This window comes from Pseudarthrobacter sp. PvP004 (assembly GCF_017876035.1).
Taxonomy (GTDB): Bacteria; Actinomycetota; Actinomycetes; order Actinomycetales; family Micrococcaceae; genus Arthrobacter; species Arthrobacter aurescens_A.
The window spans coordinates 1-26,984 of the sequence record NZ_JAGINL010000001.1 but is presented as its reverse complement, the minus strand read 5'-3'; the positions used below and the strand labels follow the sequence as shown (position 1 = coordinate 26,984).

Here is a 26,984-nt window from a genome sequence, read left to right as displayed (position 1 = left end):
GGTCAGGCCTGGCCGCGGCTGAGATCGGCGCCGAGGCCAAGTTCACTGATGCGGACGGGAAGATCGGTGTCCAGGGACTGGTTTCCGGCGATACCCACCGACACAGAGCGGAGGCCGTCGATGTAGCCGGAGGGGCGGCCCAGCGGGTCAACGCCCGGGCCGTTGAACAGATCCGAAAGGAGCAGGTTGTCGCCGCCACCGTGGCCACCTTCGCCGTTGACGATCGGAACTTCGTACGCAGCCTCCCAGTGGCGCTGAACCACCAGGCGCTCGCCGTTCCGGCGCACGGCGTCCTCTTCCTCGATGGGCGTCGCGCTGGGGTCCACCACGGTTTTCTTGTCGGTGCTGGACTCGACGGCGGCGCGCTCCACCACTTCGAGTTCCGCACGGCCTTCGGTGCCGTTCACGGTGACGCGATAGCCTTCCCACGGGCTGTGGGCGTTCAGCGAGTAGCTCAGCGTGGGTCCGCCCTGGTAGTCCACCACGAGGGCAAGGTTGTCCTCGATGGTGATGCCCTCCGTGAAGACATCCTGGTCGCGGATGTAGCCGTCGAACTTCTCATTGTCGTAGTACAAGGCCTTGAGGCGCTCGTCTTCGCGCATGTCCAAGCGGAACGGATCGTGCTCAAGGCCGTCAACGGTGCCACGCTCAGGACGGGCACCCAAGCCACGCTCTGCAGCGTTCTTGTCGCCGTAGAACCGCAGGCCACCGGAAGCGAAAACGCGCTCCGGGACGTCGTTGATCCACCAGTTGACAAGGTCGAAGTGGTGGGAAGCCTTGTGGATGAGCAGGCCACCTGAGTTCTTCTTTTCACGGTGCCAGCGGCGGAAGTAGTCAGCGCCGTGCACCGTATCCAGCACCCAGCTGAAGTCGATGGACGTGACCTTGCCGATCACGCCGTTCTGGATGACTTCCTTCAGCGCGGTGTTGCGCGGCGAGTAGCGGTAGTTGAACGTCACCACCACGTTTCTGCCGGTCTTTGCGACGGCGTCGGTGATGCGGCGGCAGCCGTCGACGTCGATAGTCAGGGGCTTTTCAACCACGACGTCGGCACCCGCCTCGAGCGCTTCAACGATGTAGTCCGCGTGGGTGTAGTCGGGCGTCGTGACAATGACGCGTTCGATGTCATTGGCCTGGATGAAGCTGGTGAGCTGGCCGGGTTCGAAAGAAGCCACCGGCTGTGTTCCGCCGAGTTCCTTGATCAAGTCCTGGTAGAAGTCCACACGGCCCTGGTTGACGTCGGAGAGCGCAATAAGTTCTGCGACGTCTGAATGCTGTCCATAGATGGCCCGGATGTACATCTCCGAGCGGCCGCCGGTTCCGATGAGGGCTATGCGGGTCCGGTTGGAGGCCTGGGGCTGGGCGGTGGTTGCGGCAGATTCGGTCTGGGTCTCGGTTGAGTCGACGTTGACCATGTTGGATGCCCCTTTCAGAAAGGCAGGAGTGAACCGCTTGACGGCCCGGCTTCGTATGGGAAGAATCATGAGAAAGCGTTTTCTCAGAGCGTTATAAGCTTTGTATCAAGACTCTGGTGGTCACGTCAACCACTGCTCCAACGACGGAGCATGCGGGAGGCAGGCAATGGGAAGGGGCCACATGGCACGCAGGAACACCAACAGGCGGGTCGGCATTGCCGATGTCGCGGAGAAGGCGGGCGTCTCGCACGCCACCGTGTCGCGCGTCATGAACGGTAATGCCGCCGTGGATCCGGGCATTGCCGCCCGCGTTAGGGCCGCCGCCGTTGAACTGAAGTACCAGCCCAACCCGGTGGGGCGCAGCCTCGCGCTCGGCAAGACAGACACCATCGGCATCGTGGTTCCGGACTTGGCCAACCCGACGTTCCAGGCGATCCTCCGCGGCCTCAGCATGGCCGCTGCCCAGGACGGGTACCGCGTCCTCATTGCCGATTCCTCGGAAGTCACCAGCGAGGAAGCCATCCTTGCGGGCGAGGCCCGACGCCGCTGTGACGGCGTGGTGCTCTGCGCCCCCCGCATGAGCGATGCCGAACTGGAGGAGTTGGCGCCCACCCTGCACCCGCTGGTGCTGATCAACCGCACCACCATTGCCACCAACACTCCGAGCCTCAGCGTGGACTACGGGCAGGGCATCCAGGAACTGGCACAGCACCTGGTCACCCTGGGTCACCGCCGCTTGGCATTCCTCTCCGGCCCCGAGCACAGTGCATCCAACCGCCAACGCCTGGTGGGGCTGGACCAATTCCGCAAGGAACACCCGGAAATCGAGCTTCAGATGCTCCACGGCGGCTCCAACTTCGACTCGGGCCACGAATCCACCCAGGACATCATCGCCAGCGGCGCAACCGGGATCCTGGCATTCAACGACCTCGTAGCCATGGGCCTGCTCAGCGGCCTGCATGAGCGCGGAGTGCGCGTCCCGGAGGACATCTCAGTGACCGGATTCGATGACATTCCGTTCGCCAAGTACACCACTCCCCCGCTGACCACGGCGGCCGTGCCCATCAATGAGCTTGGAAGCCTGGCCTGGCGGAGGATGCGGGAACAGATTCAGCAGGCAGGCGAGGCCACCACGCAGGCACAGGACGAATTCTCACCCAGGGTGGAGATCCGCAAGAGCACCGCGGCCCCCGCCCTCGAGCCCGCGAGCTGACAGTTGATGACAATGTTCGGCGCGGACATTGGCATCAACTGTCACTTCGGCGGAGGGTTTGAGCCGACGCCCGCCTCTTTGTAGAAGCCTTGGATGTGTGCGGCAACAAGCTCAGCTGCCTCGGCGCCGTCGTTGTTGTTGACCGCGGCGAGTATGGCGCGGTGTTCAGCACGAAGCCTGGTGGATGTGGCGCTCCAGTCCGGAAGATTTCCCGTCAGCTCACCTGCATAGTTTTCGATCGCACCCCGCAGCGAGGCCATCATGGCACTGACCACCGAGTTGCCGGCCGCTTGGGCCAGTGCAACGTGGAAGCGTGCGTCCAAGGCCAGGAAAGTGTCGATGTCCGGGGCGGCATCCATCTGATCCAGCAGCTCCGCGGCTTCCTCCAGCGCCGGAACGCCCACGTGAGCCCGTTCTGCCGCCCACGATTCCAGCAGCACGCGGGTCTCCACGATGTCGGCCACAGGCAGGTGGCGCGTGGCCACATGCAGCCGAAGGGTGGAGCCCAGGGCAGAGCCGGGCTCGGCAATCACCACAGTTCCAGCATCCTTGCCCGAGCCAACGCCTGCACGGACCACGCCCATGGCCTCAAGGATCCTCACAGCCTCGCGCACCGAGGTCCGGGAAACCTGAAGTTGCTCGGCCATGACCCTCTCCCCCGGCAGCCGTCCGCCCAAGGTGAGGTCTCCGTCAGACAGCTGCTTCTCGATCCATTGCAGGACCAGCTCGTGGGTACGCATAACGGAATACTAGTTGATGTGGTCCAACCACATGGCTTACAGTGTGGTTAGACCACAGTGGCAGGACCACAGAATTCAAGGGAGAACCGCATGACCGACACCCTCGACCCCAAGATCACCGCCGCGCCAGCCAATGCCGGCAGCGATCAAAACGTGGCACGGGCACCCCAGCCACAGCCCGCCGTCGTACTGCCGCCGGCCCTGAAGCGCCGCGTGCCCAAGGTCTCGGACCTGGCGCCGCTGATGCAGTTCAAGAAGCCGGAGTTCAGCAAAACCGCCCGCCTGAAGCGTGCCAGCACCATCTGGGAACTGCGGGACATCGCCAAGCGCCGCACTCCGCAAGCACCCTTCGACTACACCGACGGTGCTGCCGAAGAAGAGATCACCCTCCGCCGCGCACGCCAGGCTTTCCAGGACATCGAGTTCCGCCCCGGCATCCTGCGCGACGTCTCCAGGATCGATCTCCGCACGGACATCCTGGGCCGGGAATCACGGCTCCCGTTCGGCATCGCGCCCACGGGTTTCACGCGCATGATGCAGTCGGAGGGCGAGTACGCGGGTTCGCAGGCCGCTGAAGCTGCGGGCATTCCCTACACCCTGTCCACCATGGGCACCGCGTCCATCGAGGACGTTGCCACCGCCGCCCCGAACGGCCGCAACTGGTTCCAGCTGTACCTGTGGACGGACCGCGACCGCTCGCTCGAACTGATCGAGCGTGCCGCCAAAGCCGGCAACGATACCCTCATGGTCACCGTGGACACGGCAGTTGCCGGCGCCCGCCTCCGCGATGTCCGCAACGGCATGACCATCCCGCCGGCACTGACCATCAAGACCGTGCTGGACGCCTCTTACCGCCCGGCATGGTGGTTCAACTTCCTCACGCACGAGCCCCTGACGTTCGCCTCCCTCTCGCGTTACACCGGCACCGTGGCGGACCTGATCAACTCTATGTTCGACCCCACCCTCACCTACGAGGACCTCGACTGGCTCCGTGAAACCTGGAAGGGCAAGCTGGTGGTCAAGGGCATCCAGACTGTGGAAGACGCCCGCAAGGTAGTGGATCACGGCGCCGACGGCATCATCCTGTCCAACCACGGCGGACGCCAACTGGACCGCGCCCCTATCCCCTTCCACCTGCTCCCGGAAGTTACTGCAGCGCTGAAGGCGGACAACAGCAAGGCCGCGGTCATGCTGGACACGGGCATCATGAGCGGCGCAGATATCGTAGCTGCCCTGGCTTTGGGCGCCGACTTCGCACTGATCGGCCGCGCCTACCTCTACGGCCTCATGGCTGGAGGACGCGAAGGCGTAGACCGCACCATCCAAATCCTGGAGAAGGACATGACCCGCACCATGGCGCTCCTGGGTGTCAGCAAGATCTCCGACCTGAACCCGGACCACGTTCGGCTACTCCAGCGCTAACAGCACCCATGTAGGTAGCAGTAGAGGCCGTTTTGAACGCTCAAAACGGCCTCGGCTGCTACTCAGTTGGGTAAAAGTGCTAGATCAGACCCTGGGCGAGCATCGCGTCGGCTACCTTGACGAAGCCGCCAATGTTGGCCCCCACCACGTAGTTTCCGGGCGCACCGTATTCATCGGCAGTGGCGGCGCAGCGATCGTGAATGCCCACCATGATCTCCGTAAGGCGCTGTTCCGTGTGCTCAAAAGACCAGGAGTCGCGGCTGGCGTTCTGCTGCATTTCCAGCGCGGAGGTTGCAACGCCACCGGCGTTGGCGGCCTTGCCCGGTCCGAACAGGATCCCGGCGTCCTGGAACACTGACACAGCTGAACGGGTGGAGGGCATGTTGGCGCCCTCAGCGACGGCGATCAGGCCGTTACTGATTAGCTTGGCGGCAGCATCGCCGTCGAGTTCGTTCTGCGTTGCGCACGGCAGCGCCACGGTGCCGTTGACGTCCCACACCGAACCACCGGCAACATGGCTGGCGCCCGGCCGGCGTGCGGCGTACTCGGTAAGACGCCCGCGCTCCACTTCCTTGATCTGGCTCAGAAGCGCGACGTCAATCCCGGCTTCGTCCACGATGTAACCGGCGGAGTCGGAACAAGCCACCACGGTGGCACCGAGGGACTGCGCCTTGGCAATGGCGTGGATGGCCACATTGCCCGAACCTGAGACCACGACGCGCTGGCCATCGAAGGACTGGCCGCGGGTCTTGAGCATCTCCTGGGCGAAGATCACGGTGCCGTAGCCGGTGGCCTCGGGACGAACCAAGGAGCCGCCCCACGAGATGCCTTTGCCCGTGAGGACGCCGGATTCATAGCGGTTGGTGATGCGCTTGTACTGGCCGAAGAGGTAGCCGATTTCGCGGCCTCCCACGCCGATGTCGCCGGCCGGGACGTCAGTGTACTCGCCGATGTGGCGGTACAGCTCAGTCATGAAGGACTGGCAGAAGCGCATGATCTCGGCGTCGGAACGCCCGCGGGGATCGAAGTCCGAGCCACCCTTACCGCCGCCGATGGGCATGCCGGTGAGCGCGTTCTTGAAGATCTGCTCGAAGCCAAGGAACTTTACGATCCCCAGGTACACCGAGGGGTGGAAGCGGAGTCCGCCCTTGTACGGGCCGAGTGCGGAGTTGAACTCCACTCGGAATCCACGGTTTACGTGGACGCGGCCGGCGTCGTCGGTCCAGGGGACACGGAAGATGATTTGGCGCTCGGGTTCGCACAGGCGTTCCAGCACGGCGCCTTCAAGAAATTCAGGATGACGGTCGTGAACAGGGCCAAGGCTTTCAAAGACCTCAGTGACGGCCTGGTGGAATTCCTTCTCCCCCGGGTTCCGCGCCAACACAGTGTCGCGGACAGCTTCGAGCCTTGAATCCATGCGTCTTCCTATCCTCAGTGGGCCGGCCAGCGGCGAGACGATCAGTCCCGCTCATGGTTGCACCGAGGGAGGTGGGATCTCCATCCGAAGGCAATGTGACCCGGATCGCGGAGTTAACACAACTGTAGGAAATCGTTGAAAACTCAAGGAAACGGCAGATTAACAAAAACTCACAATGTGAGAAGGATCACGTTAAGTCGAGTCCGACTATCGCTTACGGCCGAACTTGGGAAGGTTGGGCAGGTTCGGGAGATTGGCCAGAAGATCAGCGGCCTTAGTGGCGGCCCGGCCTACGGTTCGGCCGATCTGCTGGGGAACAGTGTCATCCGATGCCAGATCCAGCGAGACGGGGTTTCCGCTCGCATGAACCTTGACGGCCTGGCCCACAGCGTCCGCCCGGGTAGCCGGGACCTCCGGAGCGGTATCGACGGTTGGAGCGGCGGAGGCGGCAGCGGGCGCCGTATCAGGGGCCTCAGCAGGTGCGACGACGACGGGCGCCGGGGTGCCGACGTCGAACGTTTCCAGCCAGCTGGCGACGCCGGCGAGCGGCTTGGGATTCAGGGCGTAGAAACGCTTCTGGCCTTGTGCGCGCATGCTGACGAGATCAGCCTCACGGAGCACTTTCAAGTGCTTGGAGATGGTGGGCTGGCTCGCAGCCAGTTCTTCCACCAGTTCGCCTACAGCTTTATCCCCAGAGCGGAGGGAGACCAGGATGTCGCGCCTGGTTGCCTCAGCTATGACGGCAAATACGTCGTCAGTCACCATGCCTCCCACCCTAGCGACATATACGCCGATTGGCATCCCTGTTTCGTGGCGCTACGGGTCCGGGAATTCAGTCGAACACACCGAAACGTCAGTCGAACCAGGGATCCAGGCCATAGAGCGGAAAGATCTCTTTGCGGGTGGCAATAACGGTCCGGTCAACCTCGTCCGCGGGATTGTAGCCCACCTCCCAGGAGCGCCACCAGACGTCCACGTCATCGCTCATCGACTCCGGGGCCCACACGCCGTACGTTTCCTTCACGTAGCTCCGCCATGCTTCCGGCACGGGTGTTTTCAGCGGCACCGGGCGTTGCGTCACCATCCCGATCAGGTGGCTCCAGGCACGCGGCACAACACCGGTGACGTCATAGCCGCCTCCGCCGGTAGCAATCCAGCGGTTATCGCAGTAGCGGGCGGCGAGGCCGGCGACGGCGGAAGCCGCCTCACGCTGTCCATCAACGCTGAGGTTGAGGTGCGTCAGGGGATCGTCCCGGTGGGAGTCGCAGCCGTGCTGGCTGACGATGACTTCGGGCTGGAACGCACCCACAAGCTGAGGGACCACCGCGTGGAAAGCCCGCAACCAGGCCGCGTCGCCAGTGAAGGCAGGCAGTGCCACGTTGACCGCTGTTCCCGGGGCATCCGGCCCGCCGGTTTCATTGGCAAAGCCGGTCCCGGGGAAAAGGGTGAGACCCGTTTCGTGCAGGCTGATGGTCATGACGCGGGGGTCGTTCCAGAAAATACTCTGCGTGCCGTCGCCGTGGTGGGCATCAACGTCGATGCTCACCACCCGTTGCACGCCGCCGTCGAGCAGCTTTTGGATTGCCAGCGCGACGTCGTTGTAAACACAAAAGCCGCTGGCCCGCTCCCGTGCTGCATGGTGCATTCCGCCGCTGAAGTTCACGGCGCGGACAGATTGGCCGGAAAGGATGGTTTCAGCCGCCAGCAGCGAGCCCCCGGCGAGGCGGGCGCTGGCCTCGTGCATTCCGGCAAAGGCGGGATCATCCTCGGTTCCCAGTCCGCGCTCCTCCTCGGGGGCTGAAGGGTCCGCACTGACGCGGCGCACGGCCTCCACATAGTCGCGGCTGTGCACGGAAAAAAGTTCGACGTCGGTAGCCACCGCGGGTGCCTCGACGGCCACATGGTTGTGGTTAAACAGGCCGAGCGATTCAGCCAGCCGGGCTGTCAGTTCTAGCCGCTGCGGTGCCATGGGATGGCCCGGGCCAAAGTTGTAGGCAGTCATGGCTGGATCCCACACCACCGTCGTTGGCAGTGCGGACCGCGTAATGCTGGAAGCTGTTGTTCCAAGCCGTGAGTTCATCCAGAACAGGCTACCTGAGCCCCGAGGAGCCTACCGCCCGGTTACGCCGCAGGAATAGTGGTTTACTACTCAGGAAAGCTTGTTCAACCGAGGAAGAGCGCCATGTCTCAAAGCCAGTCGCGGTCCACGAGCCCGACCAACTGGCAACCCAACCAGCAGGAGCGGGAAGGTCTCTGGATCTTTACGCGCGTGCGCGACTTCGTTGACAACATTGCCAACACCTCACCTGCCCGTCTGGCGTTGACCGTCTTTGCCGTGGTGATCCTGATTTTCACCGGGTTGTTGTCCCTGCCCGCCGCTTCCACGGCCGGCACAGTCACGCCCCTGCACCAGTCCATGTTCACGGCCGTCTCCGCAGTCTGTGTCACAGGACTGACAGTAGTTTCAACAGCCACGCACTGGACCTTCTTTGGTCAGCTGGTCATCCTCGTGGGCATCTTCGTTGGCGGTCTCGGCACCCTGACCCTTGCTTCCTTGCTGGCCCTGATGGTCAGCAAACGGCTGGGTGTGCGCGGCAAGCTCATCGCGCAGGAAGCCATGAACAACGCGGGCAGGCTCGGCGAGGTTGGTACGCTCCTGCGGATCGTCATCGTCACGTCGGTGGTCATTGAGGCAGCCCTGGCCCTGGCACTGATTCCACGCTTCATATTGCTCGGCGAAGACTTCTGGCAATCCGTATGGCACGGCGTCTTCTATGCGATTTCCTCGTTCAACAACGCCGGATTCACTCCACACTCAGATGGCATCGTCCCCTACGAGACCGACCTCTGGATCCTGATCCCCCTGATGCTGGGGGTTTTTCTGGGCAGCCTCGGCTTCCCTGTGGTGATGGTGCTCCAGCAGAACGGGCTCAACTGGAAAAAGTGGAACCTCCACACCAAGCTCACCATCCAGGTCTCCTTCATCCTGCTCGCAGCAGGCACGGTCCTGTGGGCCTTGATGGAGTGGGACAACGTGCGGACCATCGGCCACATGGATATGGGCGACAAAGTGATCCATTCACTGTTCGCCTCAGTCATGACCCGCTCGGGCGGATTCAACCTGGTGGACCAAAACCACATGGAGTCCACCACCATGCTCCTCACCGACGCCCTCATGTTTGCCGGTGGCGGATCGGCGTCCACGGCGGGCGGCATCAAGGTGACCACCATCGCCGTCATGTTCCTGGCCATCATGGCTGAAGCCCGCGGCGACGCCGACGTGAAGGTCTACGGGCGCACCATTCCACAAGGCACCATGCGCGTTGCCATCTCGGTGATCGTCGCAGGAGCCACCCTTGTGTCCGTGGCGGCATTCCTGCTGCTCTCCATCAGCGGCGCATCCTTGGACCGCGTGCTCTTCGAATCCATCTCCGCCTTTGCCACCGTGGGACTGAGCACAAACCTCAGTGCCGAGCTGCCGCCGTCGGGCGTTTATGTCCTCACCGCACTGATGTTCGCCGGCCGTGTCGGCACCGTAACCCTCGCGGCAGGGTTGGCCCTGCGCCAGCGCAGCCAGCTGTACCACTACCCGGAAGAGAGGCCAATCATTGGCTAGTACCACAGGGGCCGCCAACCGCCCCGCCCACAACTCACCAGTGCTGGTCATTGGCCTCGGCCGGTTCGGATCCGCCACCGCTGAGCAGCTGGTCAAGCAGGGCCGTGAAGTCCTGGCTATAGAACGCGACCGCACTCTGGTCCAAAAATGGGCCCCTGTGCTCACCCACGTCGTGGAAGCCGATGCCACCAACATCGATGCCCTCCGCCAGCTCGGCGCCCAGGAATTCAGCTCCGCGGTGGTGGGTGTTGGTACGTCCATCGAGTCCTCCGTGCTCATCACTGTGAACCTGGTGGACCTGGGCATCCAGCACCTCTGGGTCAAGGCCATCACGCCCTCGCACGGCAAAATCCTCACAAGGATCGGCGCCAACCACGTGATCTACCCGGAGGCCGACGCCGGTGTCCGCGCAGCCCACTTGGTGTCCGGGCGAATGCTGGACTTCATCGAGTTCGACGACGACTACGCGATCGTTAAGATGTACCCGCCCAAGGAAACGGTGGGCTTCACCCTGGAGGAATCCAAGGTGCGCTCAAAATATGGCGTGACGATCGTCGGCGTAAAAACCCCGGGCGAGGACTTCACGTACGCCCGGCCGGAAACCAAAGTGTCCGGCCACGACATGTTGATCGTGTCCGGACACGTGGACCTGCTGGAGCGCTTCGCAGCGCGGCCGTAGTCTCTTGGAGCTCAGCCGAGCTGCTTGGTGATCTCTGCTGCCCGGGCTGCTGCCGCGCGGGCGCCGTCAGCAATGATCTTGGGGATGCCGCCGTCGTCGAAGGCCGCGATGGCCCGCTCGGTGGTGCCGTTCGGGCTAGTGACGGCGATGCGGAGGGCCGAGGGGTTTGCTCCCGGTTCGGCCAGCATGAAGCCTGCGCCGGCAACGGTTTCACGGGCAAGCATCACGGACAGCTCTTCGTCCAAGCCCAGCTCCACTCCGGCCGCAGCCATGGCCTCGGCCAGATAGAACGCGTAGGCCGGGCCGGAACCGCTGATCGCAGACAACGCGTCCACCTGCTCTTCAGGAATCTGGACCACGGTGCCGGCGCCAGCCAACGCCTTCTTCGCCTTTTCGAGCTGCTCGGGCGTGCAATGAGTACCCGGGGAGACAGATATGACGCCGCGGCCCAGCCTTGCAGGCGTGTTGGGCATGGTGCGGATCACCGGCTGTCCGTCGGGCAGCGCAGCTTCGAGTTGGGCGATGGACACTGCCGCTGCGACGCTGACAACAATTGTGTCTTTCCCCAGCGCGGGGCTGATCTCCCGCGCCAGGTCCAGGATGCCCACCGGCTTGACGCCCAGGATGACCATGCTGGAGCCCTTGCTGGCAAGCTTGTTGTTGTCCGGCTCCTCCTCGCCTGCGATGGCCATAACCCCGTGGCGCTGCGCGAGTTCATCGGCGCGTTCTGCACGGCGGACAGTGGCAACGATGTCTGACGGGTCCGTCCCTGCGGCAAGCAGGCCCCCCAGGATTGCCTCGTTCATGGATCCACAGCCAAGGAATGCGATTCGGTTGCTCATTGGTCCATCATTGCAGTTGGCCTTGGACGGGGTCTAACGAATTCCAGATTCCCAGCTTGCTCCCAAGGTTATTGCAGGCAGCACTCATTCTTGGTCCGTAACTTAGTAGTTACCTCATTGAGGGTGCGAGTGATGAAGGCGGGCATGGGGATGTCCGCCAGCAGCACCGGTGGCCGGGCGGGTTTTCCCCCATTTCCCGATTCGGCCGCCGGTGCTTTCGCATTTAACGAGCGCGGACCGCACGAAACCCGCGCTTGTTCGCCTGACACACCGTTCATCGGCGGGACGGGCGAACAAGCGCGTGCGGTGCTCGACGGCGGTTAGTTGTCTACGCTTCGCAGCATCGGGACGCTGAGGTGCTGACGGGCAAAACGCAGGGTTTCGGCGAGCATTTCCTCGCGCTCCCCCGCTACCTTTGCCTTACGGGTTGAAATCTCGGCCACGACTACGCCGTCAAACCCCGTTGCTGCCAAGTGCTGCAGGGCATCAGCGCACTGTTGCGTTCCGGTGCCGGGCACCAAGTGTTCGTCCTTGCCGGATCCTGAGCCGTCGGTGAGATGGACGTGCCGGAGCTTGTTCCCGAGTGCTTTGATGGCTTCCAGACTGTTGGCCCCGGCAGTGGCGGCGTGCGAGAAGTCCCACGTGACGTCGTCGTAATCCTGGCCCAAAGGGTCCCAGTGCGGCAGGTACGCCACGGCCTCCCGGCCACGGACCCGCCACGGGTACATGTTCTCCACGGCGATGCGCACCCGGTACCGCGCGGCGATTTCACGGACGCCCTCCACGAAGTTCTCCGCGTAGTTGGACTGCCAGCGGAACGGCGGGTGGACCACCACGGTGTCGCATCCGACGTCCGCGGCCATCTGACAGGATTTCTCGATCTTGTTCCACGCCGTACCCCACACCTGTTGGGTCAACAACAGGGTAGGCGCATGGATGGAGACGATCTCCTGGTGATACCGGTGGCTGAGCTGGACCAGGGCGTCGGGGTTCTGGCTCACCGCATTGTTGGTGACCATCACCTCAACACCCTCATAGCCCAGGTCCTGCGCCACTGCGAAGGCGTCGTGGACGCTCAGGGGGTACACGGATGCGCTGGAGAGCGCCACGGGAATTTGGCGGTCATTCACTTCAGGTTCGACGTCGTTGCTCATCTCAGGAGGCCAGCCCGCCTGCCACGGGGGCTGGGATGGGTGTTGGGGACGGTGTGTTGACAGGGACCGGGAATTCTTTGAAGCCCGGGTGGGGCTCTTCTTCTTGCTCGGAAGCCTTGCCGGCTTCCTTGGCTGCCTTCTTCTTGGACTTGTCCTTCTTGCGCTTCCCCACATGGGGCGCCGGATCCAGGGCTTCCTCAAAGACCAACTGGTCCAGGCGGCGCAGGATCAGTCCTTCGCGAAGGGCCCAGGGACAAATCTCCATCTTGGGGAACTCGAAGAGCTCAAGGGCCGCTTCGGCAACCAGGGCGCCTGCCAACAACTGGCGGGCGCGGGCATCGGAGACGCCGGGAAGGTACAACCTGTCTTCCACCGTCATGGCGGAAATCCGTTGTGCCCACAGCCCCAGGTCTGCTGCGTGGAGCTCGCGTTTCACGTACGGTCCGGCAGCGCTGGGCGCTGCGCCGGCGATCCGTGCCAAGGAGCGGAACGTTTTGGACGTGCCGGCCACCAGATTGGCCCGGCCCAACTGGTGGAAGTCACGGACCACCGGTTTCAGCGTTGACCGGATGTAGCGCCGCAGTTCCTTCACGCTCTTCGCGGTAGGCGGATCGTCGTGGAGCCAGTCCCGCGTCAAACGGCTGGCGCCCAGGGGAACGGATGTGGCGTACTCAGGGAGTTCATCGGTTCCGTATGCCATTTCAAAGGAGCCGCCCCCGATGTCCAGGTCAAGGATGGGACCTGCACCCCATCCGTACCAGCGGCGTACGGCGAAGAACGTCATGGAGGCTTCTTCGCTGCCGGTGAGTTCCTGGAGGGTCACCGTGGTTTCGTGCTTGACGCGGGCCAGAACCTCGGGGCCGTTGGTTGCTTCGCGAATGGCCGAGGTACAGAAAGCCAGGAGGTCTTCCGCCTTGTGGCTGGCCGCGAACTCCCAGGCCTCCAGGACGAACTCGATGAGCTCGTGCTGGCCGGCGTCGTTGATGTTGCCATCCCCGTCGAGGTACTGCACCAGCGAAAGCGGGCGCTTGTGGGAAGCGAAAGCTACCGGACGCGCGCCGGGATGAGCGTCCACCAGTAAGAGGTGGACGGTGTTGGACCCGATGTCGAGAACGCCAAGACGCATTCTGCCATTATTCACCGATTCGAAGCCCGTGAAGCAACTTGGCGACGACGTTTCGCTGACGGAATGGTTACCGACAGCTTGGGCGGGCCCTATTCGGCGGACTCCCCGGCTTCGTCGGCGCGCTTGAAGTCGCGGCGAATATTCGCGATGCCCTCGGGGTCGATTTCGAAGCCGAATTCGCTTCCGGGGTTGATGACCATGCCCAGTTCATCGCCGATGTTGCCGAGGATGGCTGACCCCATGGTGCCAAGGACGTGGGGGGCTGCGTCGAGGAAACGCTCATCGACGCGGCTCGGGTGGCTGAATACGGCCAGAACGGGCTGGCCGTCGGCGTTGGAGAGCACCAGGGGCTCCACTGAGGAGTCCGGGCCATCCACAGCTTCCGAGCTGACGAGGTAGACCTCGTTGTTCAGGAAAGCGAGGATGACGTCCACCGGGTTCGCGTCCGGCTGTTCGGCCGAGGCGAGCTTCGCCTCGAGGTCGTTCAAGGGTTCGTTGTCCGGTGAAACCGTCTGTTCAGTCATGGTTCTACTCGACCACGATGCCGGCCGGGACGCAATTCGCGAGTGCTGTCCCGGCCGTCATGGTGACTACTTTTTGGCTGTTGCCTTCTTGGCCGGCGCCTTGCGGGTGGTGGTCCGCTTGACCGGTCCCTTGGCACGCTTTTCTGCCAAAAGTTCGACGGCGCGTTCCCGGGTCAGCTCTTCGAGTGACGTTGAGCGCGGGACGGTGATGTTGGTGACGCCGTCAGTGATGTATGGGCCGAAGCGGCCTTCCTTCACCACAATGTTCTTCTCGGAAACGGGGTCCGGTCCGAACTCGGCCAGCGGCGGCACGGAGGCACGGGCGCCGCGCTGCTTGGGCTGCGAGTAGATCTCCAACGCCTGTTCCAAGGTAATCGTGAAGATTTCCTCTTCCGAACCGATGGAGCGGGAGTCCGTGCCCTTTTTCAGGTACGGGCCGAAGCGGCCGTTCTGCACTGTGATGGGGTTGCCGTCCGCGTCCTCGCCGAGGACCCGGGGCAAGCTCATGAGCGCGAGGGCTTCATCCAAGGTGACCGTATCCACGGTCATGGACTTGAACAGCGAACCGGTGCGCGGCTTTGCCTTCACGGGCTTTTTGGGAGGTTTGGGCTTGCCGTTCTTGTAATATTCCACCGGCTGGTTGGCCAGTTGTTCCTCGGTCATCTCAGGGATGATCTCGGTGACGTAAGCCCCGTAGCGGCCGTTCTTGGCAACGATGGTGTGGCCGGTGTGGGGATCGGTTCCCAGGACCCGTTCCTCGGGGGCCGCGGTCTCCATGAGCTCTTTGGCTTTGTCCGCCGTGAGTTCGTCCGGGGCGAGTTCCTCGGGGACGTTGGCCCTTGCGGACTCAACCACTTCACCGGTCTTCGCATCCAAGGTGGGGATGGAGCTTTCCAAGTACGGGCCGAACTTGCCCACGCGCAACGTGATGCCCTCGGCGATGGGCACGGAGTTAATCTCGCGGGCATCGATTTCGCCGAGGTTGTTGACGATGCTCAGCAGTCCGGGGTCTGCGTCCTCACCGTAGTAGAAGTGCTTGAGCCAGGCGGCGCCCACGGCCTGGCCGTTGGCGATCTTGTCCAGGTCGCCTTCCATGTCAGCCGTGAACTCGTAGTCCACGTAGTCCGTAAAGTGCTGCTCCAGCAGGCGGATAACGGAGAACGCGATCCAGCTGGGAACCAAGGCGGAGCCCTGCTTGCGGACGTAGCCCCGGTCCTGGATGGTGGAGATGGTGGAGGCGTAGGTGGACGGGCGGCCGATGCCCCGCTTTTCCAACTCAGCGGTCAGCGATGCTTCCGTGTAACGCGGCGGCGGCGATGTTTCGTGGCCGACAGCCAGGATGTCCGAAGCCGTCAGGGAATCGCCCTTGGCAACGTTCGGGAGGCGACGCGCTTCATCGGATTCCTCGTCGCCGCGGCTCTCATCCTTGCCCTCTTCATAGGCTGCTAGGAAGCCGGGGAAAGTGATGACCGTACCGGAGGCGGAGAATTCGGCGTCGCGGCCGTCGGCGGCTACCGCGCCGAGGCGGATGGTGGCAGTAGAACCCTTGGCGTCAGCCATCTGGGAGGCCACTGTGCGCTTCCAGATGAGCTCGTACAGGCGGAACTCGTCGCCGCTCAGCTGCTTGGCAACCTGCGCGGGAGTGCGGAAGGAGTCTCCCGCGGGACGGATGGCCTCGTGCGCTTCCTGGGCGTTGGCAGCCTTGTTGGCGTAAACGCGGGGGCTCTGGGGCACGTACTCGGGACCGTAAAGCTCCGAAGCCTGGCGGCGGGCTGCCGTGAGTGCTTCATCGCTCAAGGCAGACGAGTCTGTACGCATATAGGTGATGTAGCCGTTTTCATACAGGCGCTGGGCAACCTGCATGGTGCTCTTTGACGAGAAGCGGAGCTTACGGCCGGCTTCCTGCTGCAGCGTGGACGTGGTGAACGGCGCGGCAGGGCGGCGGGTGTACGGCTTGGTATCTACGGAGCGGACGCGGAATTCGGCGTTTTCCAAGCCTGCAGCCAAGGATGTGGCCAGTTCCTCGTTGAGGTGCACCACCGTGGAGGACGTCAGCTGCCCGTTGTCGTTGAAGTCCCGGCCGCTGGCAACCTTGGAACCGTCCACGGCCGCAAGCTTGGCCTTGAAAGAACCCGAGTCTGAACCGAACTGGCCCGTGAGGTCCCAGTAGGACGCTGCCCGGAAAGCCATGCGTTCACGTTCGCGGTCAACCACCATGCGGGTCACCACAGACTGGACACGGCCGGCCGACAGTCCGCGGGCCACCTTGCGCCACAGGACAGGGGAAATCTCGTAGCCATAAAGGCGGTCAAGAATACGACGCGTCTCCTGGGCGTCCACCAAAGCGGTGTCAACATCGCGCAGGTTATCCATGGCCCTGTGGATGGCTTCCTTGGTGATTTCACCGAAGGTCATGCGGTAAACGGGAACCTTGGGCTTCAGGACCTCCAAGAGGTGCCACGCGATGGCTTCACCTTCGCGGTCCCCATCAGTTGCGAGATAAAGTGCATCAGCGTCTTTCAGCTGGGCCTTGAGCTCGGCGACTTTTTTCTTTTTGTCCGGGGAGACAACGTAGTACGGCTTGAAGTCGTTTTCGATGTCGACGGCGAACTTGCCCAGCGAGGTCTTCTTCAGTTCGGCAGGGAGGTCCGATGGCTGCGGGAGGTCCCGGATGTGGCCGATCGAAGCCTCGACGATGAAGCCCTCGCCAAGATACTTGGCGATGGTCTTGCTCTTGGCGGGAGACTCCACGATCACGAGTTTCTTGCCGGTTTTTGCCTTGCTGGGCACGGTGCTCCTACAGAAAAAATGTGTAATTGGGCTGGTGCCCATATTGGCCTAGTTCACCATAGTTTGCAGAATCCTGCGTTTTGGCGCGGAACCAGGACGGACAATCGAAGACCCGGGCGGGCTGTTACTGACCGGGCGCTACGCGGTCGTCCGGGATCATTGACCACAAGGTTGCCACACGTTCAGCACCTTCCGGTATCCGGGTGGGATCCTCGAGTTCGTACTCCCGCAGAACTGCGCGGATTCTGTCCAAGAGTTCCCTGCGCTGGGGGTTGGTCAGGTACAGCAGGTTGCTGGAGAGGACCACCGCTGCCGGCTCTTCTCCCGTCTCCCCCCGTTGCCGGCGCTCACCGCGGGCTTTGGCGAAGGCCGAGGCCCGGCGCCGGAAGGCATCGAGTTCAAGGTCCACCACGGCGATCTCGGGGCTGGCGACGCTGCCTCCCGAGATAGTGAAGTCCGTTCCAGCCGCCTTCCAGCGGCGCTCCCGGGCATCGCCGGCGTTTTCCGCAGGCGCCACGATCCCCCACTTCTGCAGGGCCCGGAGGTGGTAGCTCATTGCGCTGGGCGTCAGACCCGTTCTGGCAGCGAGTTCGGTGGCTGTGTGGCTGACCTGTGTGGCGTAGAGCTCAGAGATCACCTCAATCCGGGCGGCGTGCGCCAAGGCACGGATAGCCTTGGGATCCGTGATCTCAATCGTCTTCTCGGCACGCTTCCGCCGAGGAACGTCGCCTGACGCTTGGGATGCTTCGTTGTTCGCAGTCACTTCATCAGTGTAGTCAGGGTCACTTCCCGGAGGTCCGGTAGTTGATGAGTGTGGTGCGGCACCCCGGATCATGCGCTGACCTGCGCCGGGTCCGGAAGGAGGAACCCCTCCAGGACCAGGTTGGTAACGTCGCGGACAAGCCCTTCGCGGAAAGCTTGTTCATCGAAGTCATCTCCCCCACCAAGGAGCGATACCAAGGCCGAGACGATTTGCCGGACCGACAATTGGCCGTCGCAGGCGGAGACGAACCCGGCGAGTTCAGTGCTCAGCAGATTGGTCCGGCGAAGGCCGGCGCCCTGCCGCAGGAGGATGACGCCGGGATGAACAGCCCCGGGACGTTGATGCCGTTCTTCTGTAACGTCCTCGGCTACCACCAAGTGTGCCTCCGGGACCGAATGTGCCGCCACCCAGTCGGCCCGTTCCACGGCTGCACCCACATGCGGCCCGATTGGCTGCTCGATCGGATAGGTGATTTCCTCGAAGCGGCTGACGATGGCCCCGAACGGTGACTCCGGACGGCGCAGCCAGATCATGCCGAAGCCAATGCCTTGGACATTCCTCGAAGCAAAGTCATCCAGATAGGCGGCGTAAGCCTCCTTGTATTGCTGGCCTTCGCGATTCTGCGAGGCGTCCTGAAGCCATGTCTCCGCGTACTGCTCAGGACCCACCTGCTCCCGCTGGATGAACCAGACGTCCAAACCTGAGTCGCGGAGCCATGCCTGGGGCCGGTCCTTCCAATCGGTACCAGAGGTAACCTCCCAGTTACCCAGCATTTGAGCCGTACCGCCGGCCTCGAGGACCTCAGCGAGCGACTGCACGAGGGAGGCGACGATGTCGTCGCCGGGGAGCCCTCCGTCGCGATATGTGAACTGCTCCGACGACGATTCGCCACCCGTTCGCGGAGTGATCACGAACGGAGGGTTTGATACCACCAGACCGAACTGTTCCCCTGCCACCGGCTCAAGGAGCGATCCCAGCCGCAGGCTCACCCGGCCCTCCAGGTGGTTGGGGTCCAGCTCCAGTTCAGCGGCGTTCAGCAGGAGGTTGAAGCGGGTGAACGCGAGTGCCCTCTCGGAGATATCCGTGGCGGTGACGTGCTCGCAGTGGTGCAGCAGGTGGAACGTTTGGATTCCGCATCCGGTCCCCACATCCAGCGCACGTTTGGTGTGCTTCCTGAACGTGGATTGGACCAGCGTTGTAGAGGCACGTCCAATCCCCAGGACATGGTCATGCCTCAGCACCCCCGGCTGCTGGTGGGCTGCGAGGTCGCTGGCGACCCAGAGTTCCGCGCCGCCGCTGCCATCGGTGTTGGCGTCCCAGCCGTAAGGGCGCAGGTCCACCTTGGCCTTGACCACCCCTGAATCCACTGTGACCAGCCCCAGCTCCGCAAGTCCTTGCGAACGAATGCCGGGGAGCGCGGAATCGATGTCTGCCACGGACTGCGGAACGGCCAACAACCAGAGGCGAACGACAACTGCCGGCGATCGGAGGGCGGGGTCCTGGGAGTCCATGAGCCGCTCGCTGGCCAGCAGAGCAGGGATGAGCTGGTCCCTTCCAAGCGCTTCAGAGGCGGAGGTCCCCAGGAGTTCAGCCACACCATCCACCGTGTAGGAGAGCGCACGAAGGTCCGCGGCGAGCGCCGAAAGCAGTTCGGGTCGGTCGCTGCGGGGAGCATCGTCAGTGTTGCCGGAGGTAAAGGAGGAAGCTGTGTCAGTCACCTTGCAAGTGTAGGGGCGGCGCACTGCGCTTTTGGATCCTGGAATCGCGCTATGTGGATACTGGCGGCGGGCGGGCAATCGCGATGGGTGGACAAAGCTCCCCGCGGGAACCCGGTAGCGTTGGATTCATGCTCAACTTCTCCTCCACAAGGCGCCGCGCGGGCCTTGTTGCCATCACCACTGCGGCGCTGCTGGGAGTCTGCGGCTGCCAGGCACCGGTCAATATCGAAGATGCCGACGTTCCTGCCTGGAAGGAAAAGGTCCTCCCCGCGGCGAGTGGCGTGGTGTTGGAGGACTCCGGCAAGATCCTCAACCGGGACCCGTTGGTCAAGGAATCCGCGAATGTTCCGGCAGGAAGCTACACACTCACCATGGCGTGCGATGGGGGCGGCAAAGCGTACTTTGCAGTTTCTTCGGGCGGCAACAAGATCACGGACGCCGCCGCAGCATGCAATGGAAGCCTTGATGTGGTGAAGATCAAGGTTCCCGGAGCCGGTCCCCTCAGCATCTCGACGAGCAGCGTCGACGCTCCGCTGATTTTCGCCTACCACGTGGTTTCCGCGGCCGCCTAGGATTGCTCCGGCACCTGCCCGGATAGGCCTTCAGCCGGTGGCAGCACGGGCGTAAAGTCAGTGCATGGGCAGCAAGGCAGCTCGCTCGGTGATGCCACAGCGGCTGGCGAGGGCCGCCGTCGTCATCCTTGTTGTGCTGAGCGGCAGCCTATCGGCCTGCGAATATACCTATGACGACGGCGGAAGGCCGGACGCCAGCCCTACTTCCACAGCCGGCAATGTGGTTCTCCCCCCGGATCCGGCACTGGAGGAGACCGTCACTGGTGAGGCGCTGGAAGAGTGGGCGAAGATGGCCTTGCCTGAGTCCCAGGGGCAGTCGTTTTACTCAAGCAACGGCTACCTCAATCCCGGCGAGTCCAAGTCCGAGCAAACGGTGCAGTTGCCGGGTGGGACGTACGCGGTGACACTGGCCTGCCGGGGCACCCGACGGGTGACATTCAAGGTGGCCTTGGGCGAGGCCGAGCTGGTTGACCTTACCCTTGGGTGCGCCAATGCCCGCGTGAGTGTGGTCCAGCTGGAGAAGGACGCCATACTGTCCATCACGGTGGGTTCCAGGTCGGACGCCAACTTCGCCTATCGGGTGAGCCGGCTCTGACTCGGATGTCAGGCGGCTTCGCAGCCTCCGGGGCAGCGGAGCGTTTCCGGGCTGGAGGCACATTCCCCGCAGTACAGGGTCAGCGTACGGCAGCTGAGGTTTGAGCAGTTCTCGAATTTGTTGGTGGGCGCGGAACAGCGGACGCACTCACCGATGGTTTTTGCTTCCTCACTGAACTCGACGTGCATGCGCTTATCGAAAACGTACAGTGAGCCTTCCCAGAGACCTTTGTCCTTGAACGTCTCGCCGTAGCGGACGATCCCGCCATCCAACTGGTACACCTCTTTGAAGCCCCTGTTGACCATCAGGCTGGACAGCACTTCGCAGCGAATACCGCCCGTGCAGTAGGTGACAACGGGCTTGTCCTTGAGGGAGTCGTACTTGCCCGAATCGAGTTCCTTAATGAAATCGTGGGTGGTGTCCACGTCCGGGACGATTGCGTCCTTGAACTTGCCGATTTGGGCTTCGAACGCGTTGCGCCCGTCGAAGAACACTACGTCTTCGCCACTGGACTTTTTGGCATCCACCAGTGCGTGCAGTTCCTCGGGTTGGAGGTGCTTTCCGCCGCCCACCACGCCGTTGGCGTCCACCTTCAGCTCACCGGGCGCACCGAACGACACAATCTCATCGCGCACTTTGACGCTGAGGCGCGGAAAATCTGCGGCGCCTCCCTCGGACCACTTGAAGTCGATGTCGTGAAAACCCTTGTATTCACGTGTGGTCTTCACGTACTGCTTCATATTGTTGAGCTCGCCGCCCACCGTGGCGTTGATGCCGTCCTTCGAGATGAGGATCCGGCCTGTGAGGCCCAGTTTTTCGCACAGGGCACGCTGCCATAGACGCACGGCGTCGGGGTCGGCGATCGGGGTAAAGCCATAGAAGAGGACAATTCGGTTCAGAGCCACTATTAAAGGGTACTTGGTGCAGTAGAATCCGGTCGCTCGGGGTCGCTCGGGGCAGGGCAGCCAGCGGTAAGTCACAATTCCATAAGCAACCATCCCGGGGCTGACATGGCTCTGTTGCTTCATGGTGCGCTGGCATACTCTCTCTACATGAGTCCAGACGCCTTGGTTGAAGACATTGCGCACCTCTTGGAAGTCTGGGTAGCCGGTTGGTCCGGCTGCCGCGGCTATGAATCCCGCCAAGAGGGACGTTTCCCTGCCGCGCTTCGCGCCGACAAAACCGGTGATTGGGAGTATTTCGCCCATGACCCTTCGGATGAAGAGTTCGCCGCCCTGGCGGAGAAGACCGCAGAAGCCCCAACCCGGATCCTGACGGTCCTCACCAACGATGTCCAACGGTACAAGTACCTTGCTGAACAGCGCGGACTCACGGTGACGTCAGCCTCACAGACCATGATGATCGTGGACATGGAAACCCAGGATTCCGAGGACCCTTGGCTTCCTGACGATGACCTTGAACTTGCAACCTCGGAATCCAACGGCGTCCATCATGCGGTGGTTCACTCCGGTGAACGGGTTGCTGCCAGCGGCCGGGTCTACGTCGTCGACGGCACCGCTGTTTTTGACAAGATCGTCACTGAACCCGATTTCCAGCGCCGTGGCCTGGGAAGCTTCATCATGAAGGCCCTCGCGGCCCAAGCCTTTGCGCACGATGTTGAAAACGGACTGCTCCTGGCATCGCTGGACGGCCAAAAGCTCTACTCCCACTTGGGATGGGACGTGGTGTGCCACGTCCTCATGATGTCCAGCGGCACCGAAGGATCGGACCTGTCAGGAGCGTAGAAACTCCCGTTTAACAGCCAAGCCCGACGGCGGCGCTCCAGGGCGCCGCCGTTGGCGTGCCCGCACAGTGACAGAATGATTCGGTGGCTGCACCGAATTCCTTGATCTCCTTGCTGGGCCGGACACCGGACCCTGAGCAGTTGCGCCATGTCCACACCATCCCGGCCCGGAAGGCGGTCAACGAGCCCTGGCCCGACTGGGTCCACCCGGACGTTGTGGCAGCCTACGGTACCCTCGGCATCCACCAGCCGTACCGGCACCAGATCCAGGCGGCAGATCTGGCCCATTCCGGACAGCACGTAGTCATCGCCACCGGAACTGCCTCCGGAAAGTCACTCGCCTATCAACTGCCCGCGTTGGATGCGATACACCGTTCCGAGCTGCGGGTCCTGTCCGATCCCGGAAAGATCCACGACGACGGCGCAGTCACCCTCTACCTGTCCCCCACCAAGGCCTTGGCAGCAGACCAGCTCGCAGCGATCCGCTCGCTGAAGTTGCCTACTGTCCGGGCAGAAACATACGACGGCGATACCGACGTCTCGTCCCGGCGCTGGATCCGTGACCACGCCAATTTCATCCTGGCCAACCCGGACATGCTGCACTTCGGCATCCTCCCCAACCACACGTGGTGGGCCCGGTTCTTCCGACGGCTGCGCTATGTGATCGTTGACGAAGCACACAGTTACCGCGGTGTCTTCGGCTCGCATGTGGCCAACTTGATGCGGCGCCTCCGCCGGATCTGCGCTTATTACGGGGCGGGGACGTCCTTCCCCGAGCCGGTATTCATTGCAGCGTCCGCCACAGCTTCCGATCCCGGGGTCTCCTTTGGGCGGCTCATCGGCGCTCCCGTGCGTGAAGTTTCCGAAGACTGCTCTCCTCACGGCTCAACCACAGTGGCGTTCTGGGAGCCCGCCTTGACGGACGTCAAAGGTGAGAACGGCGCCAAGCAGCGGAGGACGGCCGTAGCTGAGACCGCGGACATCCTGGCCAACCTCGTTTCCTCGCGAGTAAGGACCATCGCATTCATCAAGTCGCGTCGCGGCGCCGAGTCCATTGCATCCATCACCAAGAGACTGCTGGACGAAGTGGATCCCAGCCTTCCCGGACGGGTGGCCGCATACCGTTCCGGATATTTGCCTGAGGAACGTCGGGCTTTGGAGCAGGCCTTGAGGTCCGGCCAGCTGCTGGGAGTCTCCAGCACATCCGCATTGGAACTCGGCATCGACATTTCGGGCCTGGATGCCGTACTGGTGGCAGGCTGGCCCGGCACACGGGCCTCGCTCTTTCAGCAGATTGGCCGCGCAGGGCGGGCGGGGCAGGACGCCATTGCCGCCTTCGTGGCCAGCGACGATCCTCTGGATACCTACCTGGTGAACCACCCGGAAGCCATCTTTGACGTTTCCGTGGAAGCAACCGTCTTTGATCCGGGCAACCCCTACGTCCTTGGCCCGCACTTATGCGCGGCGGCCGCCGAGTTGCCGATCGGACCTGCGGAACTCAATCTCTTCGGGCCTACAGCTGAGGGCCTTCTGGACCGCTTGGTGGTCCAGGGATACCTCCGAAAGCGGCCGGCTGGGTGGTTCTGGACCCACCCGGAGAGTGCTGCCGGGATGGTGAACCTCCGGGCGGACGGAGGTGGACCGGTGAGCATCGTCGACGCCGAGACCGGCTCCCTTCTGGGAACCATGGACTCGCCACAAACCCACTATCAGGCCCACACGGGTGCCATCTATGTCCACCAAGGCGACAGCTACCTGGTGGAAGACCTCAACGAAGCCGATCACTGCGTCATGGTGCGCCGGGTAAATCCGGACTTCTACACCACGGCACGGGATGTGACCCAGATCGAAGTCCTTGAAACGTCCCGCTCGGTCCAGTGGGGTGACATCACCGTGCATTTCGGCGACGTCAAAGTAACTACCCAGGTGGTCTCCTTTCAGCGCAAGGCCTTGATTTCGAACGAGATCCTCGGGGAGGAACCTCTCGATTTGGGAGCCCGGGACCTGTTTACCAAAGCCGTCTGGTTCGTGGTGGACAACCGGTCGCTGCACGGAGCCGGATTGGTGGAAGCGGAGTTCCCCGGGGCGCTGCATGCGGCCGAACATGCTGCCATAGGGCTCCTCCCCCTGGTGGCATCCAGTGACCGCTGGGACATCGGTGGCGTCTCAACAGCACTGCATGCCGACACCGGCGTGCCAACCATCTTTGTGTACGACGGCCATCCCGGTGGTGCCGGCTTCGCTGAGCGGGGCTTTGAGAAAGCCAAGATATGGCTGACTGCCACCCGCGAAGCCATCAAGGCCTGCGAGTGTGATGCCGGCTGTCCGTCCTGTGTTCAGTCCCCTAAATGCGGCAACAAGAACAACCCCTTGGACAAGGCAGCCGCCATCACACTCCTGGACGTCTTGTTGAAGGACGCCAGCTAGATTCCCTGGCACCAACCCGTCCTGCACGAAGCCGGTGTGCCTGGCCTTGCTACGGAGGAGGTCCCGCCCTGGAGTGTCCGGTGGCGACGCCCCACTGGAAGGGATATGCCAGCTCAGTGCCGACCTCCACCACGTCCCCGCCTGCTACCGCGCAGGACGTGAGCTTCGCATCGTGCTTCCCGGCCACGCCTCCTGCCACGGCACATGGGTCACCGGAGGTCAGGCCGCGGGCAGCATCTGCTCCGGCAAGCGCTGCAAGGTCAGCCGCCGACGCGGCCCGGGATGCCATCACGCCAGCCTGTGCCAGGAGAAGCAGTCCAAGGAGCAGCACCATCACCACCGCCCCCAATGCCAGGGCGAGCACGGTTCCGGATCCTCGCTCACGCTGGGTGTTTTTCCGGAACTTTCTCACGGGGTACCCAATTCTACCGGCGCTGACGCCGAGGCTCTCAGAGTCCATGGGACCAACGGGCCTAAGGCTCCGCCTACTGGTGCCGAAGCAGTTACTGTCAGCCACTCGCCGTCGTTCGTCAGCGACGAGCTGACGCCCTCCCCGGCAAGTCGCTTGACGATGCCTTCCACAGAGCTGGAAGTCTCACCCCTGGCCGATGCGCGCGCCCCCGCCCTCGCCGCTTCCTCCAACCGCAGTTGGGTAATACCCGCGGCGCCGCCTGCCAGCAGGAATGCAAGGAGCAACACAACGGCCGGCAAGGCGACGGCGAACTCCGCAGTGACAGCGCCCCGTTCCGTTTCATTCCGGGACGTTCTCCCGCGGGCAGGCAGCGCTTCCGTCATGGCAAGGACAAGGCCGTACGGATCAGGTTGAGCAGGAAGCCGCGGACCTCCTCACTCCGAAGGATGACCACAAGCAGGCCCGCGAGCCCAACAGCGGCAAGGGTGGCGATTGCGTACTCGGCGGTGGCCATGCCCGCTTCAGAGCCGATGAGCCTTGTCCTTGCCCAGAAGCCATCGTCTGTAAGTGGCCCGTCCTCGGACTCCTCAAGATCGTCAAATCCCAGTTGGAACTGCCCGATTTCGTCCTCGAGATCGAATCGCTCGAGGTCGTCATGTTCAAGCTCGTACTCGGAGAGCTCATACTGCCGGGTTGTCACCGGTTCAGCGGAGGGAGCCTTCGGGACTACAACGGGAGCCGGTCGATCCCGGGGCATATCACCGAGAATGTCAGGAAGCGCAGTGGACAATGTTTTCATGGTGGGTTCCTTTCAAGAGTGGCGGCGGGTCTGCCGACAGAATCGACTCTTCCGTGACTGGGAGTGGCCCGGAATATGGCGATTCCAGCAAGTGGATAACCCCGCCTTTCCGGCCCGATGTGGAGGGAAAGATGTGGCTATGGAAGCACCGAGTCTTCAGCACGAAACGCCCGGCACTGGATGTACCGGGCGTTTCTGAAACGTTCTTCTCCGCCTTCAGGTATCTCTTATCTCTGCGCATTTCAGCCTGAGGGGAGCATGGCGATCAGGACGGGGACGATGCCGAGGCAGATGAACGCCGGAAGGGAGCAGAGACCCAAAGGAACCACAAGTTTCACGCCCAAGGCAGCCGCCCGCTTCTCCGCGGCCCGGAACTGCTCTCGCCGTTCCCTCGCGGCCTGTGCATAGAGGATGGAAGCCGACGGCGCACCCGTCAGGGCTGCGAAGGCCAAAGCATCCTTGAGGCGGACTACTTCGGGCGGTTGCCTGGTGGGCGTCCGCCAGGCAGTCTCCCAGTCGGCACCAATGGCCAGTGCGGCAACAACGGGTCGGAGCGATTGCCTGATGGGGGGTGAGGCACACTTTGCGATGAGTTCCAGGGCCCGCCCGATTCCAGCTCCGGCGTCGAGCATCGAGGCCACCAACTCCAGCATCATTGCCGTATCGCGAAGTCCGTCAGTCACTACGTCAGGGGTTGATCCGGATGGCTCGTGAAGCGGTTCAGGGTCCCTGGTCCGAGGATGCAACGGCTGCAAACGCGCTCTCATCCGCGAGGGTGGCGCGAAGTTGAGGATGGCGGCCAGCGCCATGACGGCGATTATTAACAGCACCGGGGCTCCGGACATCAGTGGCCTCCAGCAGCAGAAGCAACCAGCCGCGAGGACCAAATCCGGCCCGCCACTGTCAGGAGGAGTCCGGCCGCGAACGCGGCGACACCCAGGAAGTTGTTCAGCAAGATCCCCAAAGGGTCCACGCCCAAGGCCATCCCCAGTCCGAGCCCGAATACCGGGAGCCAC

The 26,984-nt window shown here is 63.0% G+C and carries 25 protein-coding genes; 8 read left to right on the top strand and 17 right to left on the bottom strand.

What is annotated here, in order from left to right; all coding sequences use genetic code 11:
- Window positions 1-2: 2 nt before the first annotated feature.
- Entirely contained in the window at window positions 3-1,415 is a 1,413-nt protein-coding gene (locus tag J3A64_RS00125; RefSeq protein WP_210063356.1) for a Gfo/Idh/MocA family protein, read from the bottom strand.
- 181 nt (window positions 1,416-1,596) lie between these two features.
- Here J3A64_RS00125 and J3A64_RS00120 point away from each other — a divergent pair, with 181 nt between their 5' ends.
- Window positions 1,597-2,628 (top strand): LacI family DNA-binding transcriptional regulator, encoded by a 1,032-nt coding sequence (locus J3A64_RS00120; RefSeq protein ID WP_011775944.1) that lies wholly within the window; start codon window positions 1,597-1,599, stop codon window positions 2,626-2,628.
- 41 nt (window positions 2,629-2,669) lie between these two features.
- On the opposite strand, the gene J3A64_RS00115 is transcribed toward J3A64_RS00120, so the two are convergent.
- Window positions 2,670-3,368, bottom strand: coding sequence for a FadR/GntR family transcriptional regulator (locus J3A64_RS00115; protein ID WP_011775945.1), 699 nt, complete (start codon window positions 3,366-3,368; stop codon window positions 2,670-2,672).
- A gap of 90 nt (window positions 3,369-3,458) precedes the next feature.
- Here J3A64_RS00115 and J3A64_RS00110 point away from each other — a divergent pair, with 90 nt between their 5' ends.
- Window positions 3,459-4,790 (top strand): alpha-hydroxy acid oxidase, encoded by a 1,332-nt coding sequence (locus J3A64_RS00110; protein ID WP_286176100.1) that lies wholly within the window; start codon window positions 3,459-3,461, stop codon window positions 4,788-4,790.
- 79 nt (window positions 4,791-4,869) lie between these two features.
- On the opposite strand, the gene gdhA is transcribed toward J3A64_RS00110, so the two are convergent.
- The 3 genes from gdhA to J3A64_RS00095 all read right to left on the bottom strand — a co-directional run bounded on the left by gdhA (window position 4,870) and on the right by J3A64_RS00095 (window position 8,287).
- Window positions 4,870-6,207 carry an NADP-specific glutamate dehydrogenase gene (gdhA, locus tag J3A64_RS00105; RefSeq protein ID WP_011775947.1) on the bottom strand — a complete coding sequence of 446 codons (1,338 nt, stop codon included), beginning with the start codon at window positions 6,205-6,207 and terminating at the stop codon, window positions 4,870-4,872.
- 207 nt (window positions 6,208-6,414) lie between these two features.
- Window positions 6,415-6,972, bottom strand: coding sequence for a helix-turn-helix transcriptional regulator (locus J3A64_RS00100; RefSeq protein ID WP_210063355.1), 558 nt, complete (start codon window positions 6,970-6,972; stop codon window positions 6,415-6,417).
- Between the two features lie 88 nt (window positions 6,973-7,060).
- Window positions 7,061-8,287 carry an acetoin utilization protein AcuC gene (locus J3A64_RS00095; RefSeq protein WP_014922666.1) on the bottom strand — a complete coding sequence of 409 codons (1,227 nt, stop codon included), beginning with the start codon at window positions 8,285-8,287 and terminating at the stop codon, window positions 7,061-7,063.
- A gap of 102 nt (window positions 8,288-8,389) precedes the next feature.
- Between J3A64_RS00095 and J3A64_RS00090 the strand changes: the two genes are divergently transcribed.
- On the top strand, window positions 8,390-9,823 hold the full coding sequence (locus tag J3A64_RS00090; protein WP_011775950.1) for a TrkH family potassium uptake protein: 1,434 nt from the start codon (window positions 8,390-8,392) through the stop codon (window positions 9,821-9,823).
- Window positions 9,824-9,863: 40 nt separating this feature from the next.
- Complete coding sequence (locus J3A64_RS00085; RefSeq protein WP_011775951.1) at window positions 9,864-10,502, top strand: TrkA family potassium uptake protein; 639 nt, start codon at window positions 9,864-9,866, stop codon at window positions 10,500-10,502.
- A gap of 11 nt (window positions 10,503-10,513) precedes the next feature.
- Here J3A64_RS00085 and proC read toward each other — a convergent pair whose 3' ends face one another.
- From proC to J3A64_RS00050, 7 genes are all read right to left on the bottom strand, one after another.
- On the bottom strand, window positions 10,514-11,344 hold the full coding sequence (gene proC, locus J3A64_RS00080) for a pyrroline-5-carboxylate reductase (protein WP_011775952.1): 831 nt from the start codon (window positions 11,342-11,344) through the stop codon (window positions 10,514-10,516).
- 320 nt (window positions 11,345-11,664) lie between these two features.
- On the bottom strand, window positions 11,665-12,498 hold the full coding sequence (locus tag J3A64_RS00075) for a sugar phosphate isomerase/epimerase (RefSeq protein ID WP_011775953.1): 834 nt from the start codon (window positions 12,496-12,498) through the stop codon (window positions 11,665-11,667).
- 1 nt (window position 12,499) lies between these two features.
- A complete protein-coding gene (locus J3A64_RS00070) occupies window positions 12,500-13,624 on the bottom strand; it encodes a Ppx/GppA phosphatase family protein (RefSeq protein WP_043806300.1) in 1,125 nt (374 codons plus the stop codon).
- An 89-nt stretch (window positions 13,625-13,713) separates the two neighbouring features.
- Window positions 13,714-14,148, bottom strand: coding sequence for an SseB family protein (locus J3A64_RS00065; protein WP_011775955.1), 435 nt, complete (start codon window positions 14,146-14,148; stop codon window positions 13,714-13,716).
- A 66-nt stretch (window positions 14,149-14,214) separates the two neighbouring features.
- Window positions 14,215-16,938, bottom strand: coding sequence for a type I DNA topoisomerase (topA, locus tag J3A64_RS00060; protein ID WP_011775956.1), 2,724 nt, complete (start codon window positions 16,936-16,938; stop codon window positions 14,215-14,217).
- A gap of 124 nt (window positions 16,939-17,062) precedes the next feature.
- Window positions 17,063-17,773: a helix-turn-helix transcriptional regulator gene (locus J3A64_RS00055; protein WP_011775957.1), complete on the bottom strand. Its 711-nt coding sequence runs from the start codon at window positions 17,771-17,773 to the stop codon at window positions 17,063-17,065.
- Window positions 17,770-19,419 (bottom strand): methyltransferase, encoded by a 1,650-nt coding sequence (locus tag J3A64_RS00050; protein WP_043806638.1) that lies wholly within the window; start codon window positions 19,417-19,419, stop codon window positions 17,770-17,772. The genes J3A64_RS00055 and J3A64_RS00050 overlap by 4 nt, the downstream gene beginning before the upstream one ends.
- Before the next feature lie 128 nt (window positions 19,420-19,547).
- On the opposite strand from J3A64_RS00050, the gene J3A64_RS00045 reads away from it, so the two are divergent.
- Both J3A64_RS00045 and J3A64_RS00040 read left to right on the top strand, forming a co-directional pair.
- Window positions 19,548-19,991, top strand: a complete 444-nt coding sequence (locus J3A64_RS00045; protein ID WP_167532111.1) for a hypothetical protein — start codon at window positions 19,548-19,550, stop codon at window positions 19,989-19,991.
- 64 nt (window positions 19,992-20,055) lie between these two features.
- On the top strand, window positions 20,056-20,586 hold the full coding sequence (locus J3A64_RS00040) for a DUF6023 family protein (RefSeq protein WP_043806302.1): 531 nt from the start codon (window positions 20,056-20,058) through the stop codon (window positions 20,584-20,586).
- 8 nt (window positions 20,587-20,594) lie between these two features.
- On the opposite strand, the gene J3A64_RS00035 is transcribed toward J3A64_RS00040, so the two are convergent.
- Window positions 20,595-21,491 (bottom strand): rhodanese-related sulfurtransferase, encoded by an 897-nt coding sequence (locus tag J3A64_RS00035; protein WP_014922676.1) that lies wholly within the window; start codon window positions 21,489-21,491, stop codon window positions 20,595-20,597.
- Between the two features lie 147 nt (window positions 21,492-21,638).
- On the opposite strand from J3A64_RS00035, the gene J3A64_RS00030 reads away from it, so the two are divergent.
- A complete protein-coding gene (locus J3A64_RS00030) occupies window positions 21,639-22,331 on the top strand; it encodes a GNAT family N-acetyltransferase (RefSeq protein ID WP_043471474.1) in 693 nt (230 codons plus the stop codon).
- An 83-nt stretch (window positions 22,332-22,414) separates the two neighbouring features.
- Window positions 22,415-24,757, top strand: a complete 2,343-nt coding sequence (locus tag J3A64_RS00025) for a DEAD/DEAH box helicase (protein WP_210063354.1) — start codon at window positions 22,415-22,417, stop codon at window positions 24,755-24,757.
- A gap of 49 nt (window positions 24,758-24,806) precedes the next feature.
- On the opposite strand, the gene J3A64_RS00020 is transcribed toward J3A64_RS00025, so the two are convergent.
- The 4 genes from J3A64_RS00020 to J3A64_RS00005 all read right to left on the bottom strand — a co-directional run bounded on the left by J3A64_RS00020 (window position 24,807) and on the right by J3A64_RS00005 (window position 26,813).
- A complete protein-coding gene (locus tag J3A64_RS00020; protein ID WP_210063353.1) occupies window positions 24,807-25,169 on the bottom strand; it encodes an Rv3654c family TadE-like protein in 363 nt (120 codons plus the stop codon).
- Window positions 25,166-25,552, bottom strand: coding sequence for a TadE family type IV pilus minor pilin (locus tag J3A64_RS00015; protein ID WP_210063352.1), 387 nt, complete (start codon window positions 25,550-25,552; stop codon window positions 25,166-25,168). The genes J3A64_RS00020 and J3A64_RS00015 overlap by 4 nt, the downstream gene beginning before the upstream one ends.
- Window positions 25,549-25,968, bottom strand: a complete 420-nt coding sequence (locus J3A64_RS00010) for a DUF4244 domain-containing protein (protein ID WP_011775966.1) — start codon at window positions 25,966-25,968, stop codon at window positions 25,549-25,551. The genes J3A64_RS00015 and J3A64_RS00010 overlap by 4 nt, the downstream gene beginning before the upstream one ends.
- Before the next feature lie 242 nt (window positions 25,969-26,210).
- Window positions 26,211-26,813, bottom strand: coding sequence for a type II secretion system F family protein (locus J3A64_RS00005; protein ID WP_210063351.1), 603 nt, complete (start codon window positions 26,811-26,813; stop codon window positions 26,211-26,213).
- Window positions 26,814-26,984: the final 171 nt, after the last annotated feature.